This window comes from Oceanirhabdus sp. W0125-5 (assembly GCF_027938815.1).
Lineage (GTDB): Bacteria > Bacillota > Clostridia > Clostridiales > Clostridiaceae > Oceanirhabdus.
On record NZ_CP115913.1, the window covers coordinates 3,505,265 to 3,518,461 of the forward strand.

The 13,197-nt window shown below is 28.5% G+C and carries 17 protein-coding genes and 1 pseudogene; 2 read left to right on the forward strand and 16 right to left on the reverse strand.

Translation table 11 applies throughout. The features are described 5' to 3' along the window. Nucleotides 1-320 precede the first annotated feature (320 nt). The 4 genes from OW730_RS16200 to OW730_RS16215 form a co-directional block, all read right to left on the reverse strand. Nucleotides 321-1,106, reverse strand: coding sequence for a polysaccharide deacetylase family protein (locus tag OW730_RS16200; protein ID WP_271225093.1), 786 nt, complete (start codon nt 1,104-1,106; stop codon nt 321-323). Between the two features lie 452 nt (nt 1,107-1,558). Continuing rightward, the gene (locus tag OW730_RS26850; protein ID WP_333781223.1) at nt 1,559-2,158 is read right to left on the reverse strand and encodes a CPCC family cysteine-rich protein; all 600 of its coding nucleotides are present in this window, start codon (nt 2,156-2,158) and stop codon (nt 1,559-1,561) included. 351 nt (nt 2,159-2,509) lie between these two features. Further along, complete coding sequence (locus tag OW730_RS16210; protein WP_271225094.1) at nt 2,510-3,781, reverse strand: FAD-dependent oxidoreductase; 1,272 nt, start codon at nt 3,779-3,781, stop codon at nt 2,510-2,512. Then, a complete protein-coding gene (locus tag OW730_RS16215) occupies nt 3,781-4,686 on the reverse strand; it encodes a sulfide/dihydroorotate dehydrogenase-like FAD/NAD-binding protein (protein ID WP_271225095.1) in 906 nt (301 codons plus the stop codon). Before OW730_RS16215 ends, OW730_RS16210 begins: the two co-directional genes overlap by 1 nt. A gap of 96 nt (nt 4,687-4,782) precedes the next feature. Here OW730_RS16215 and OW730_RS16220 point away from each other — a divergent pair, with 96 nt between their 5' ends. Next, a complete protein-coding gene (locus tag OW730_RS16220) occupies nt 4,783-4,998 on the forward strand; it encodes a helix-turn-helix domain-containing protein (protein WP_271225096.1) in 216 nt (71 codons plus the stop codon). A 99-nt stretch (nt 4,999-5,097) separates the two neighbouring features. Here the strand turns inward: OW730_RS16220 and OW730_RS16225 are convergent, their stop codons facing one another. From OW730_RS16225 to OW730_RS16270, 10 genes and pseudogenes are all read right to left on the reverse strand, one after another. Beyond that, entirely contained in the window at nt 5,098-5,982 is an 885-nt protein-coding gene (locus tag OW730_RS16225) for a DUF4351 domain-containing protein (protein WP_271225097.1), read from the reverse strand. A gap of 303 nt (nt 5,983-6,285) precedes the next feature. Then, nucleotides 6,286-6,651: a hypothetical protein gene (locus OW730_RS16230; RefSeq protein WP_271225098.1), complete on the reverse strand. Its 366-nt coding sequence runs from the start codon at nt 6,649-6,651 to the stop codon at nt 6,286-6,288. A 15-nt stretch (nt 6,652-6,666) separates the two neighbouring features. Continuing rightward, nucleotides 6,667-7,356 carry a hypothetical protein gene (locus OW730_RS16235; protein ID WP_271225099.1) on the reverse strand — a complete coding sequence of 230 codons (690 nt, stop codon included), beginning with the start codon at nt 7,354-7,356 and terminating at the stop codon, nt 6,667-6,669. Nucleotides 7,357-7,423: 67 nt separating this feature from the next. Then, nucleotides 7,424-7,795 (reverse strand): hypothetical protein, encoded by a 372-nt coding sequence (locus OW730_RS16240; RefSeq protein WP_271225100.1) that lies wholly within the window; start codon nt 7,793-7,795, stop codon nt 7,424-7,426. Nucleotides 7,796-7,891: 96 nt separating this feature from the next. After that, nucleotides 7,892-8,230: a hypothetical protein gene (locus tag OW730_RS16245; protein WP_271225101.1), complete on the reverse strand. Its 339-nt coding sequence runs from the start codon at nt 8,228-8,230 to the stop codon at nt 7,892-7,894. A gap of 49 nt (nt 8,231-8,279) precedes the next feature. Further along, nucleotides 8,280-8,476: pseudogene (locus tag OW730_RS16250) on the reverse strand (DUF6262 family protein); the annotation flags it as partial. 2 nt (nt 8,477-8,478) lie between these two features. Then, a complete protein-coding gene (locus OW730_RS16255) occupies nt 8,479-8,778 on the reverse strand; it encodes a hypothetical protein (protein ID WP_271225102.1) in 300 nt (99 codons plus the stop codon). Nucleotides 8,779-8,849: 71 nt separating this feature from the next. Next, entirely contained in the window at nt 8,850-9,023 is a 174-nt protein-coding gene (locus OW730_RS16260; protein WP_271225103.1) for a hypothetical protein, read from the reverse strand. A gap of 150 nt (nt 9,024-9,173) precedes the next feature. After that, complete coding sequence (locus OW730_RS16265) at nt 9,174-9,650, reverse strand: hypothetical protein (RefSeq protein ID WP_271225104.1); 477 nt, start codon at nt 9,648-9,650, stop codon at nt 9,174-9,176. Between the two features lie 764 nt (nt 9,651-10,414). Continuing rightward, on the reverse strand, nt 10,415-10,573 hold the full coding sequence (locus tag OW730_RS16270) for a hypothetical protein (RefSeq protein ID WP_271225105.1): 159 nt from the start codon (nt 10,571-10,573) through the stop codon (nt 10,415-10,417). Nucleotides 10,574-10,788: 215 nt separating this feature from the next. Between OW730_RS16270 and OW730_RS16275 the strand changes: the two genes are divergently transcribed. Further along, a complete protein-coding gene (locus OW730_RS16275) occupies nt 10,789-11,499 on the forward strand; it encodes a glucosaminidase domain-containing protein (protein ID WP_271225106.1) in 711 nt (236 codons plus the stop codon). A gap of 280 nt (nt 11,500-11,779) precedes the next feature. Here the strand turns inward: OW730_RS16275 and OW730_RS16280 are convergent, their stop codons facing one another. Both OW730_RS16280 and OW730_RS16285 read right to left on the reverse strand, forming a co-directional pair. Beyond that, complete coding sequence (locus OW730_RS16280) at nt 11,780-12,325, reverse strand: hypothetical protein (protein ID WP_271225107.1); 546 nt, start codon at nt 12,323-12,325, stop codon at nt 11,780-11,782. 74 nt (nt 12,326-12,399) lie between these two features. Further along, on the reverse strand, nt 12,400-12,837 hold the full coding sequence (locus tag OW730_RS16285; protein ID WP_271225108.1) for a hypothetical protein: 438 nt from the start codon (nt 12,835-12,837) through the stop codon (nt 12,400-12,402). Nucleotides 12,838-13,197: the final 360 nt, after the last annotated feature.

Below are 13,197 nucleotides of genomic sequence, written 5' to 3' on the forward strand. Positions count from 1 at the left end.
TGTCATTAAATCTTCTTTAAGCTCAATACTTGATTCTATGCTTTCATGAAAATCAATAAAATATTTTTAATGAATCATTTATATGCCCCCTAATATGATTCAGATTATATTCATTTTTCACTTTACACCTTGTTAATTTATTAACAACTTAACATTAACATATTATGAAATAATTTACTAACTGTGAATATGTTCAAAAACTTTTAAATTTAATGAAATTAGTGCGACATATGGAATCATTATACGTTTTTTCAATATTACTGCTATTTGCATAAATAAGACAAAACCATGCAAAAATGCAGGGCTTTATCTGAGTAAACTCACTTGTTACACACATTGTTTATAATTCTACTTTTAATCAATAACATTTCATCTTCCACTGTAATATCATCCATACTATAGAACTCGTATCCTTCTTCTCTTAAATAATCAATGACTCTCTGCAAAACCTTTGCGCTTGTTTTCTTATATTTAGAATCATGCATTAAAATTATGGCTGTATTCTTTCCTTTAATATTCTTTTTTATATTTCCAAAAATAAACTCTTCCGATACGTACCTTTTTCTTGTGTCATCAGATGGTACATTCCAATCAATATATTTAAAATCATTATCTACAATAGCTTCTTTTATTCTTTTTTTTATTTCCTTGGATTTTATACTTACAAAAGAACCACCAGGCATCCTTACATATCTGCTTACATCTCCTTTAACATGCCTTTTAATAACCTCTTCGCATTTTTTCAAATCCTCAATATAAGCATTTACGGATTTATAAATATCTTCATATTTATGACTGTAACTATGTATACATACGCTCATTTCATTGTTAACCAACTCTTCAATTATATGGGGATATTCTTCTGCTCTACCTCCAATAATAAAAAAACTTCCTTTTACCTGATTTTTTTTCAACACCTTAATAATATCTAAAGTAACCTCAGGTGATGGACCATCGTCAAAAGTCAAAAAAGCCTTCTTTTTTATATTTGTTTTATCCTCATGTAACTCTGGCTGTATTTCTTCACATTTAATACACTCTGTATTGACATTAAAAATCATAACAATTAATACACCTAGTATTAATAATACTTTAGAAAATTTCATCTTATATTTCCTCATTTCCTTTCTAAAACCTATATTCTTAATATATCCTAATTATATTAAGTTATTTTATTTGTACTTTTAATTTTGTACTTCTTTAAAATAAATGCTGTTACATCGTCATATAAAATTGCACCTTCAGTCGCTTCACTCCTTCAGAAATACCCATGAGGTGTAAACTTTTCCATTTGGAAGAATTTACACCGCAGGTATCCTCGGAGGTAACACGAAGTTAGCTCCTTGCTTATCATTTTAATATCTCTAAATTGTATAGATTATTCGTCCATTATCATGTCTCTGTAAAAGGTACTGGATTTGTTATAATCTCCTGCAAAGAAGGGTTATAATATCTGTGTTGCCTATTATAAAGATGTTTTATACTAATACTCCGAATCATCATTTATAAAATATACTATTTTCTCAGCATCAATACGAAATAGCAAAAGTTTACTATCTTATATTTTTCTTTCCACTTCCTGAATGAACTTATCTTTTATGCTCTGCAACTTTACTCTTGCTTGTTCGTTAGTTAATTCTATAGTTTCAAGACATTCATTTGAAATATCTACTACAGTAATTTCATTTCTTCCTCTTGCTAACTCCGAATAATTAACACTATCTTCTAAAGAAATATATTTCTCCAATTCATCACTATTAAAAACAACACTTAATCCTCTAAGCTTGTTAGATTTATATAGTTCTAAAACTTTTTCCATTGGTATATCTAAAATCTTAAAAACAGCTATCATATCTTCTATTGGAACTCTTCTTATCTTTGATATATCTTTTGCTCCCTCATATACATCGCTTTCATTAGGCTTTCTAACAAATTCTATAACCCTCTCTTCACATGCCCCAAACTTCTTAAAATTCAACTGTGCCTCTCTCAATGAAACATAATTAGCTCCTCCAACATAATCTGGATCATCAAATTGAATACCATCATCTTCCCAAAAACATATGGAGCATATATCATAAGTCCCCGGCGGCTTTTCATTTAATGTATTGTATCCACAACATGGACAAGTAAATTTAGAATCTTTAATTTTTTCCATATGCAACTCCCTTCTATTAATCTATTTATCTTTTGATACTACTGAACCTTACTACCTGAACCAATAAAAAAGATATATTTTCTGTTGCCATAATATTTGAAGTAAGGTAAACTTTAGATTTTTTGCTGTCTAATATATTTGGGTTGTTTTGGCAACTATATAATATCTAATATTATTTTATCACAAACTTATTTCTCATTAATACCATTGTTTCAATTTAAAACCATCAACTATATATTAATAATTTGCTTATGTCTTATCGCAACATCACATTCTATTGACTTGCTCTCACAACAAAAAAACCTGACATCCCACCCCCAAGACATCAGATTTCTACTCAGTATTCACTTCTCATCTTTCACTAAATATATTCTCAAGACCGTTGTCTTTTATTCTCTTTCTTATTTCATCCTTATCAATAGTATAGAGCTTTAATTTCTCCATTCTCTTAAAATAAACTGAACCAGCAAAGGTGTATCTAGTTTTATGATCTTTCATCTTTAACATTCTATAATTTGCATATGCAATAATATCTCCTATTGCAGTCTTTCTTGGAAGTATGAGCATCTTTTCACCCTTTGCATATTTCACAGCATTGTATCCAGCTAGTGTTCCAGTACAAATGGCCTCAGTGTGACCTACAAAAAGCCCACTTTTCTCTCCACCAACGAATAAATTCTTAATTCCCATAACTCTCATATCATTCTTTCTACGTGCAATACTTAGATATCTTATTGAGTTACCTTTTCCTCCACCGTATGGATCAATATATTTCGCATTCTCAAGTCCTTTAATTTTTCTTAGCTTATCTAATGGGTAATAACTTGTCATAAGCTTAGCATGACCAGTATCAAGCAAAATTATATTCTCAGCAAATGCATCAAGGGCATACTGCTGACATACTTTTATTTTTAGCTTATCCTTATTTACATCCTCTTTCGGAATTTGTACTAGCGAAACACCTTTTTCATCTAACTCTTTTTGAATTTTTTCTGATAAGGTATCCTTAGCCAATTTACATGAACCACTGAAGGCACCAAATTCTCCATCTGCACGTTCACCCATTATATCTTCAAGTCCACAAGCTTCAGTTATACTAACTCTTGGACCATATGATGGACATCTTAATACACACATTGAACATCCATTTCCATATCTCATGCAATTTCCCATTGGTCCAGTTCCACCTGTTGTCTCGATAAATACATCTCCTTCTACATAGGTACCATCATGAAGATATATTCCTTTTATCTCTTTCCCTTTCAGTTCAACCCCGCTCACTCTCTTAACAAAATGAAGATTGATACCCAGTGATATTAAGTAATTTCTTACAGCTGGTTCTATCTTGTTAACATTGTATAATGTGGCGTGTTTGTGACCTGGAAAATCCACTGTTTTATGTGCAGCGTTCTCATCACATAACTCTATTAGCTCTCCACATCCCATGGCTATTAACTCTTCTGCTGCAGTGTATCTTCCATTATTCCTTATGATTCCACCAATATTACCTAACCCAAGAAGCAGATCTGTTTTCTCATAAACATGTACTTCCGCCCCCTGTTTTCTTGCACTTAGAGCAGCTGCTGCCCCTGCCCAACCTCCTCCTATTATAATTGCTTTCATTAACGCTCACACTCCTCGAAGATATCTTTAGGATCACCTTGATATTTGCACATCCTCTTTATGTTGCTATTTCTTCTATTTGTACAGCATCCGCATATGCCTTCACCACAAGCCATCTTGAAATTATTACAACATGAGAAATCTATTTTCAATCCTTTCTCTTTTTCAATATCATCAATATATTTCATTACTTTCTTTATGATAAAATCTGCGGTATCGCAATGAACCAAACTAACTTTATCATGTACTACTATATTCTTAAATATATCCTCAAATTTTCCTGAATTTATTCCTTTATCAATTACTGAAGTATATATATTCACATGGGAATACCTGTCTAAGTAAGGTCTTATAAATTCTACCCCTTCTTTTCCCTTGTCTATTATCGTTATTATTTTATTATTATTATTATATAGTTCTTTTAATGGAGGTATCATCGGAGCCTGTCCTATGCCCCTTGCAATGACCAAAACCGTACTATCCTTAAGGTTTTTAATATGTCTCAAACCTAATATTCCGTTCCAAAATGGACCTTTAACTGTTATCTTTTCTCCTGTCTTAAGTTGATCAATACGTTTAGTTTTAATTCCTAGAATCTTTATCACAAGAGTTATAGTACTTTTTTTCCTATTAACTTCCATAACTGCAATTGGAACATCAAAAGTCACCTTATCATTAGGACTTTTGAGAAACACAAAACTACCTGGCTGAACTAATCGTTCACTCAAGTATTCTGGAACTTTAATAATTAACTTTAAAAGTTCTGGTCCAATCTTCTCTTTCTTTACTATTTCACCTTCATAGTACTTTCTTGTAGCAGTTGCTTTTTTACCATTTTCAATAAATCGTTGATATATGCATACTCCACTCCAGTGTCCGCAGTCACATTTATCTTTATCCTGCAAAGCAGAGCACAAAATACATTGATTATTCTCACTCAGATGGCAGGGGCAACCTTATGTTCCAAAACTGCGACATTTTTACAAACTTTGGTATTAAATTTGTATGAGAGTTTATATAAGGATCTACCTGAAGAAAGTATTGGTGATAAGATTAAGAAATATCGTTTGATAAAGGGAATGAGTAAAGTTGAGTTGGCTAGAGCTGTTGGGTTAAGTAGCAGAAGTGAGCTTAATTATATTGGTAGATATGAAGCTGGTGGGAAAATACCTGATAATGTTAAAAATTTGATTTGTAATGTTTTGGATTTTAATTAATTTTACAGGTATCATAATGAAAAAGACTAGCTATAAATACTAATTAAGGGAACCTTTTGGGTTCCCTATTTCTAACTCTGTAAAATAGCTTCTTTTATTTTATAAATATTTTTCTACATCCTCAACTGAGTTTAAATCAAATATATCCATCCCTAACACATCTAAAGTTTCTTGTGGTAATTCCTTAATTTTAATTTTGTATTCTTCTGGTATTTTTTTGAATTTCTTTACTAACTGTTTTATAATAAGTTCAGCATTACCTTCCGCTTTTCCTATTGCTTTTCCTCTATCTTCTCCTGCTTTAACACCATCTTCATATATCATTTTACCTATTTCTGTCATTGTGAAAACCTCCCTAAATCTTTTCTTCAACTCACTATCAGCAAACTTTTCAAATAAAGCATAGATGAGAGTAATACAATCCGTTCTAATTTTGTCATCTTTTATAGTTTTCGCTAAATCCAAACTTTCTATTGCTCTACTTGCTTTAGATTTCTTACTTTTCATTATTGGTATAAAAGTTAATGTCACTATATCTTTTTTATCTAGTTTCTCTCCTCTTTCAAGTTTATTCTTAAGATTATTATACTTTTCATCTCCATCTATGTTCGACATATAAAAAGCTTCAACTTGGTAGTTTATAGAACCACAAGAAAGATTTGTTATTGTTTTATCAATTTCAGCTGAGTATACAACTATAGTTTTTATTCTTTTTCTGTCTCTATAATATAATGTTGCATCATAATACATAAATCTAGCAATATCCTCAGTTTTGCTAGTCGATTGAAACTCAAAATGTAGATAGTTTCCATCTTCTGTATTAAAAAGATAATCCATTGAGCTTGTTTTAATGTCAATATTTTTAATTTCTATATTTGCCGGAGATGTTATTTTTTCTTCTATTCCAAAAAAGCTTAAGGCACCTTCCTTGAATATCTCCATGGATCTTTTAAATATTGCGTCTTCAGTCTTATTATAATCCATCTTTATCTCCTTTATATGTTTGGTTTTTATGTTAATTGTTTCATCCTTTTCCTATAATAAAATTATACTATTTTTATAAGTGTGTATCAATAATTATATAAGTATTCAGGAATTCAGATCACTATTATACGCCCTTTAATAAACTATCACTGAATAAAATATATTACACTTTCAATTCAATAAAAGAGATTTCATTTATTGTTTATAAATATTAAATTTTATCTCAAATTACTTCTTTTGTTTTACTGTGACATAACTTTTTAGTTTATCAACCTAATAAAAAAGGATTGCACTTGATTCTAACTATTCAATTTGCTCCAAACTAATAACCGATTCTTTAGCATAAAATTTTATTAATATAACATCATCTTTTCCATAAACAACAAATTTAACGAAATAGTTATTATTCTTTTCATCAAATTTACAACTTACATCAAGTATTTCTTCATTATCAAATTTGAAATATTCAGGTGCTGTTTTAAATGCTTCAATACCTGTAAAAACTAATTTCAATTTTATTATTTCTAAATCATTATCCTTATAATTAAGTTGTCTCCAATTGCATAAATTAATCTCGAAGGTAATCTCTTTTTTATTAGATATATAAATTATATTTTTAATTACACTATCATGAAAATCATACATATTTAATAAATTATTTATTTTCATTGTTACCTCCTTAAATTACTCTAAAATTACAATATTAATATAAATAATAGAAGTAATATTAAGTCCTAAACTTAGTCTATACCCTCTTTTACCATGTAAAATTTCACTTAATTTCATTAAGTATTCTTTCTCTTCTTTAACATTGATACCTGATTTGCAGTTTCCTAACATTCCAATAAATACTTCCTCTGAATTTACTCTAATTGCCTCATTTAAATGAAATAAAGTTAGTATAATCTCTGATATAATAATATCTTCTTTTGTTATTTGATTTTCTTTTATTAAATAATCCTTAATTTTTACTAACTCTTCTTTTGGGATTAGTTTATTACATAAAATCAAAGAAATTAGCTTATCTAATACTTTACATAATGGTTGATATTTATCACTACACATTTCTCTAATCTTATAAACTTCAAAATAATTCTCTTTTCCCAGCAATAATTCAAGAATCGCACTTATCTGATCTTTAAAATATCTATTTTCCGCCTTACTAATAAAATCTTCAACTGATACTTCTTCAACTAAATCTCTTATTTCAAATAAAATATCATTAATTAATCGATAATTTAAAATTTTATAATCCCCTCTTTCAAAAAAGAAGTTATATTTTTTGTCAGCCCAGTCAGTTAACTCATGTATATTAATTTTATCATTCATAAATAATCTTAACTCACCAATTATTTCATTAACAAACTCACTCATTACTCTCTCCTTTACTTAACATGTATCTTCTTGTACCATCATTAATCTTGTATTATCCTACAATGACTTACTCAATACATATTCCTGATAATAATAATTCTTCACTATGATTAATTCCAAGATACCACTCAAGTTTTTCATCAAAAATTATACAATCAACGTCTTCCCATGGTTCCAACTGCTCTATATATTCAAATATGATATTTGCATTTGTTAAATAAAGATTTTTCATTCGTTCATGATACATATAAATATTCTGTTGTTTAGGAATAACTATATCCCTTAATCTCTCCACTGGTAATCTTTTTTCAAGATTTTTTAAATGATTTATCATTAGAATTCTTTCAGGATAAGTATCATTTACATGTTTTTCTCTAAACTTTTCTAAAATCTGATTTGTTTTTTGAGGATCTAATGTTTGCCCATTGAAATTATTCATATAGCACTCCCCCTCTCACTTTCTAATATTAATTTTTTATATTAATCTCTAGTATTATTTTTCGCCTTTTTGTGTATACAAAATCACACGATTATCTTATAATTCTATAAAATAGTCATCATATATTTCACCGTTAATGCCATACTCAATTTCGTACTGATAAAGTCCAATATCAGTTTTAGGGTTATTTAATTGTACACAAACTCTAAAGAATGGTGAAATTCTAGTTTTATTATTTATTATTAAATGAGTACATAAATACTCTATCTCAAGGTCTTTGAAAGTTAAATTATTTGGTAATTCGTCTTTGTATTCAAATAAGTAGTTAGTTTCCCAATTATTTATTAGTTCTTTTGTGGAATTAATTATATATTGTTTTAACTCTTCAAAGTTATAATGTTTATTGAATTTCTCTTCAATTTCTTTCAAGTTCATATTCAATCGCCCTCCAAATTAGTACTCATTTACCATATCTTATGAAAAACTACAATTTTTCATACAATTTCCCTCTAAGCAACTCTAACTGTTTTTTTAACTTCTTATTCTCTTGTTCAAGTTCTTTAATCTTTTTATCTATAGCCATTATAATAATATCTTTAGATTTACTTGTTTTATCATACTTAACTCTTCTATTGATTTCCTTACTTACCTTTGTCTTAAATCTTCTATTCTTGCTCTAACTGCTAATCACCGGAAATATGAATTCGTGAAATATTCTCACTACTCAGTTTGTTAATTAACTGTTCAATAAAAACGATAGAATCATCACTTATGAATCTACTAATATTTTTTAAGTCAATTTTCAATTTTTCTAACTCTTGTTTTTTAATATATATATTTGTTAAATAATAATCACTTATTCTTTTTAACATTAAATAACTTCTCCACATATCATTATTTAAAAATATATCTTGATGAATTTTTTCTGGTATTTCAATAACATCAATTTTACTTCCATAATTGTCGTATAAAACCATGTCCATAGCTATGTTTTACTCCTTCAAATCTTATAATGACTAATAAATTATTCATCGCAAACGACTCTCTACATCCACTACTCATTGGATGACTTTGCGTCCATATTTACTTTATAGACTTTGATTCTAGGTGAAATCCATGGTAGTATTTCTAAAACATCTATCCATCTTTCATCATCAGTAAAACTATCAATAACTAATTTTTGCGGTATACCTTCTAAGGGATACCACCTTTTCCATATTCCTCTCATATAAGTTCTCCTCTTTAATCATCTCTAAATTTAATTTTCATTTAGCTTATCTTTCTCATTTATCTTTACAAATATTAAAGGCATATTCAACCCAGAATATACCTTTAATTCATACATAACTTATTTCTCACTATCTAGAAAGGGGATTAATTAATACATTTTATACTTAACTAAGAATTCTATAAAAGATAAGTTATTAAAATCATTAATAATAACCTCATCTGTTTCCCACCATGAATCAGCGATATACTTTTCAGTTCCAACATAATACCATGGCACAAGTCTCTCATCTTCAACAATATAATCTTCAATAATTCTAACTATCCTTATATGCTCAGATATTATTACTGCTAAGTTATTCTTTAATCTATATGCATTTTTAAAATAATCATTATCACTTTTTAAGTTAATCGTTTCTAAATACATATTATATAATTCAGAGTTTTTTATTGTGTCTGAATTAATATCCTCATCATAAACAGATTTCATTAATTGTTTTTCTCCAAAAAATGATATATAAGCTTCTATACTATTAAACTGGTTTTTATTTTTTAAATTAAAAATATTTAAGTCTATCTTTGTTTCGTTAATTTTGGCGTTTCTAATAATAATTAGATCATTATTCATAATAATTACTCCCTATTTGTATACTTCATATACTTGAAATCACATGCTATTTCTTATAACCTCATTAATTACTTTAATATCCTTTAATCACAAAACAAATGAACTCTAAACTTAAAGCTTTTGCTATATATATATAATGATATGTTCAATTGGTTTTCCACCCTCTACAATCGGATGAATATCAAAATGCCACCCTTCTGCACTTCTTCCTTTAGCAATTTCCTGTGAAAAATTATGAATTTTTATATCCTACATGAGCTTTATCATTAGTTACATCTTTATCTTTTATACTTATTAGCTTACCCAAACTATATAAGTATATTTTACTACTTCGTCACCTCTGCCATCATTAATGACAATAATATCTCCTTAGGTATTTCTTATATAGAAGTACTCAATATCATTTAGGTTCATACCAACTTTCCACCTGAAGAATAAGTATAATAAATCTCATAAGTACTATCTGATTCAAATACCGCTTTATCACCTTCAAGAAGATACTTTGTTTTAACACCATCTATATCTTTCTATGTTCTTATACCATAAGCTAACTCAGTTAGGACCCCATTGAGAAACTTCTATACTTCTAACCAACAAAAACGAACTGCTCTACTTGTGCGTAAATGAATTTCTAAAGCAAACCACTAATCTCATTCACTACAATAAATACTTATCCGAAATTGATAAAGAAGATTAGTACCAACATAATTACTTAAATCAAAAAATCTACTCACAACAAGAATTGGAACCTCACATAAAAACCTCTAATCTTCCCAATCAATTTCCCACAAAGATACTTTGGACAAACTCAGCAGCTGCATAACTTTCTCTACAATACCCTTTATAAATACATCATCACTTAAACCTACAACAAAACATGAGCAGCAGATGAACTTGTCCAAACTTGTAATCGTCCCTACCATATACAATAATTATTTCACTTTCTACCATATTTACTTCTTATCTTCTCAATATAATTTCATCGATAAAATCAAATCCCTCAACAGTAAATCTGCTCACAACAAAATTATCCCCCTCCTTCGCCTTTCTTTAACGTAGTGACTTATCTATTTTCCTCCCAAAACTAGCACCCCAAAAGTAATGTGCATATATACAATTAAAAAGGATGGTGAATTTTATGTTTAATAAATCAGAAATTATATCTTTGATAGTCCCTTATGCAGAATTCATACACAAGAAATATGGTCTGCTTCCATCAGTAATCATTTCTCAAGCAATACTTGAAACAGGATGGCTTCGTCATTGTAAAGGAAACAATATATTCGGTATAAAGTGGACCAGAACCTGTGGGTACGATTATTCAGAACTTCAAACTTATGAATGGGTAAATGGAGTCAAAACCCCAATGATATGTCTTTTCAGAAAATATCCGAACTATGAAGAGAGCTTTTCTGACTATGCTAGATTGATTACTACCGCCAAAAGATATCTTCCAGTTGTTAAAGCTACTAATTACAAGAAAGCTTGTAATGAACTTTATAACTGCGGTTATTGTACGGATCCTCAGTATCCTATAAAACTTATTAGTATTATTGAAGAAAATAACTTATATAAATATGATCCTATCCCTAATCAAATTATTGATATAGAAGAGTATTCACTAACTGAGCTGCAGAAAAATCTAAATCAACTCAAGATATATGATTTCGAAAATAAGGCTCTTATTGTTGATGGAATAATTGGTCCTAGGACAAATAGTGCTATGGAAAAACTACAAAAAGTATGTAATATAAAAGGAAATAGTATACATGAAGAGAACCTTCTAAAGATTACTAATATTATACTCAACTACAATAAATACTTATCCGAAATTGATAACGAAGATTAGACCTTGATACTTACTTGCGATAAATGACCTACTCACAACAAAATCATCATTCATAAAACTCTAATCTTCCCAATCAATTTCACAATAAAGTTGCTTTGGACAAACTTAACAGCTGCTTAATTTTAAAATAATACAATGTTATATAAATAGTATTATTATAAAGAACAACACCCATCTAAGCAGCAGTTGAACTAATCCAAAGCTTTTTAATTTTTGAATATGTTTAAAAAATGTTGTTAATATAATTAGTTAAACTCTTTTATTACGTCTTAAGCTATCGTTAATTATCAACTTCTTCATTCAAAATATAGAAGTTCCAACCTCCCAAGGGTATCATCTTTGTACCATCCTCAAATAATTTTTTTGCAAGATGAGTATACCTATGATACTTGTAAAACTCTTTTGCACCATTATAAGGATTAATAACCCATGCACCTGTTATTGTCATAGAGTTAAAGTTTTTAATGATTTTTCTATATAATTTGAGTGAGTCAATATCTTCAGTAACAGAACCTAAACTTGATTCTTCAAGAGTGTCACCTTTATGTTTCCCAAGAGTAACTACTAAACAATCTTTATTTACCTTTAAAAATTCTAAATAACTACTTTCTGACATATCAGGTTTATCACGGTATACACAGATTAATCTAATATCATTAGTTACTTTTAACTTATCTAAATTCTCCTCTTCATAGTATAATTCTGCTTTAAAAGATGGAAATAGTTGAATTGTAACTAAATACAATTTATATAATTTTACACAATCTTTTATAAAGTCAGTTATTTCTTCGGGTGTCCCATGAAATTGCGAGTCTATTTTAGCCATTTCTTAATCTCCTATTTTTGTTTAATATCTTATGAAAGTATTTCATAGTCATTTAATTTTGAATTCGGCATATATTATAATTTTTCAATTGAAAATATTAATTTATTAAAATCTGTTTCAAAACCATAATCATTGCAGTAGTAATAAAGTACATTATCTATTTCCTTTATTATCATACCAGAAGTATATGATTGAGAATTTCTTCCCCTACCTTTGTCCCAGATATTATAAATACTTAATAAACCAACATCTGTATAACATTTTAGTATAACTTCTTTAGGTGATGTATCTTCCCACAAATTAATTTGAGAATATAGATTACCATTAACCTCAATTCCTTTATCCGTGGCAATCCATATTCCTTGTTTATTATTTGAATTTGTTTTAATAAACTTTACTTTAATTAATTGCTCATTACTAATCTGTTGAACATCCCACATAATAATGTCATTTCTTCCCTCGAATGCATCGCTATATAATTTTTTTATACCTATATCTATTCCAACTTTCATTCATTCAACACCTCTTATGATTTTACTGAATCCCAAGTAAAAAACATTTTATTAATATGTAACTATTATTATATTTTGTTTAGTTCATTATACAAATATGTTGTACCTTAAGTGTTTCATATATAATTATTCGTAATTTTCATATCCAATTCAAATATTTAATAATTGAAACAAAGCACAATTTCAGCGTTATTTTAAACATAGCCTAATATTTAATCTTAAACAATATTACCTTTCTTCATTTCTATTTATATGATCTCATCAATATAACTTCTCCAATATAACTAAATCCCTCCTTGATAATTTCCCTACAATAAAATGACCTCCCCACCTTCTCCCTCTTTAAGAGAAGAGATTCCT

What these genes read in the sequence shown, in the direction of transcription:
- OW730_RS16235 (WP_271225099.1), bottom strand. Translation starts at nt 7,356, where the DNA reads ATGAGTGAGTTTGTTAATGAAATAATTGGTGAGTTAAGATTATTTATG.
- OW730_RS16225 (WP_271225097.1), bottom strand. Translation starts at nt 5,982, where the DNA reads ATGGATTATAATAAGACTGAAGACGCAATATTTAAAAGATCCATGGAG.
- OW730_RS16245 (WP_271225101.1), bottom strand. Translation starts at nt 8,230, where the DNA reads ATGAACTTGAAAGAAATTGAAGAGAAATTCAATAAACATTATAACTTT.
- OW730_RS16240 (WP_271225100.1), bottom strand. Translation starts at nt 7,795, where the DNA reads ATGAATAATTTCAATGGGCAAACATTAGATCCTCAAAAAACAAATCAG.
- OW730_RS16200 (WP_271225093.1), bottom strand. Translation starts at nt 1,106, where the DNA reads ATGAAATTTTCTAAAGTATTATTAATACTAGGTGTATTAATTGTTATG.
- OW730_RS16270 (WP_271225105.1), bottom strand. Translation starts at nt 10,573, where the DNA reads ATGGTAGGGACGATTACAAGTTTGGACAAGTTCATCTGCTGCTCATGT.
- OW730_RS16230 (WP_271225098.1), bottom strand. Translation starts at nt 6,651, where the DNA reads ATGAAAATAAATAATTTATTAAATATGTATGATTTTCATGATAGTGTA.
- OW730_RS16210 (WP_271225094.1), bottom strand. Translation starts at nt 3,781, where the DNA reads ATGAAAGCAATTATAATAGGAGGAGGTTGGGCAGGGGCAGCAGCTGCT.
- OW730_RS16255 (WP_271225102.1), bottom strand. Translation starts at nt 8,778, where the DNA reads ATGGACATGGTTTTATACGACAATTATGGAAGTAAAATTGATGTTATT.
- OW730_RS16285 (WP_271225108.1), bottom strand. Translation starts at nt 12,837, where the DNA reads ATGAAAGTTGGAATAGATATAGGTATAAAAAAATTATATAGCGATGCA.
- OW730_RS16265 (WP_271225104.1), bottom strand. Translation starts at nt 9,650, where the DNA reads ATGAATAATGATCTAATTATTATTAGAAACGCCAAAATTAACGAAACA.
- OW730_RS26850 (WP_333781223.1), bottom strand. Translation starts at nt 2,158, where the DNA reads ATGGAAAAAATTAAAGATTCTAAATTTACTTGTCCATGTTGTGGATAC.
- OW730_RS16280 (WP_271225107.1), bottom strand. Translation starts at nt 12,325, where the DNA reads ATGGCTAAAATAGACTCGCAATTTCATGGGACACCCGAAGAAATAACT.
- OW730_RS16275 (WP_271225106.1), top strand. Translation starts at nt 10,789, where the DNA reads ATGTTTAATAAATCAGAAATTATATCTTTGATAGTCCCTTATGCAGAA.
- OW730_RS16260 (WP_271225103.1), bottom strand. Translation starts at nt 9,023, where the DNA reads ATGAGAGGAATATGGAAAAGGTGGTATCCCTTAGAAGGTATACCGCAA.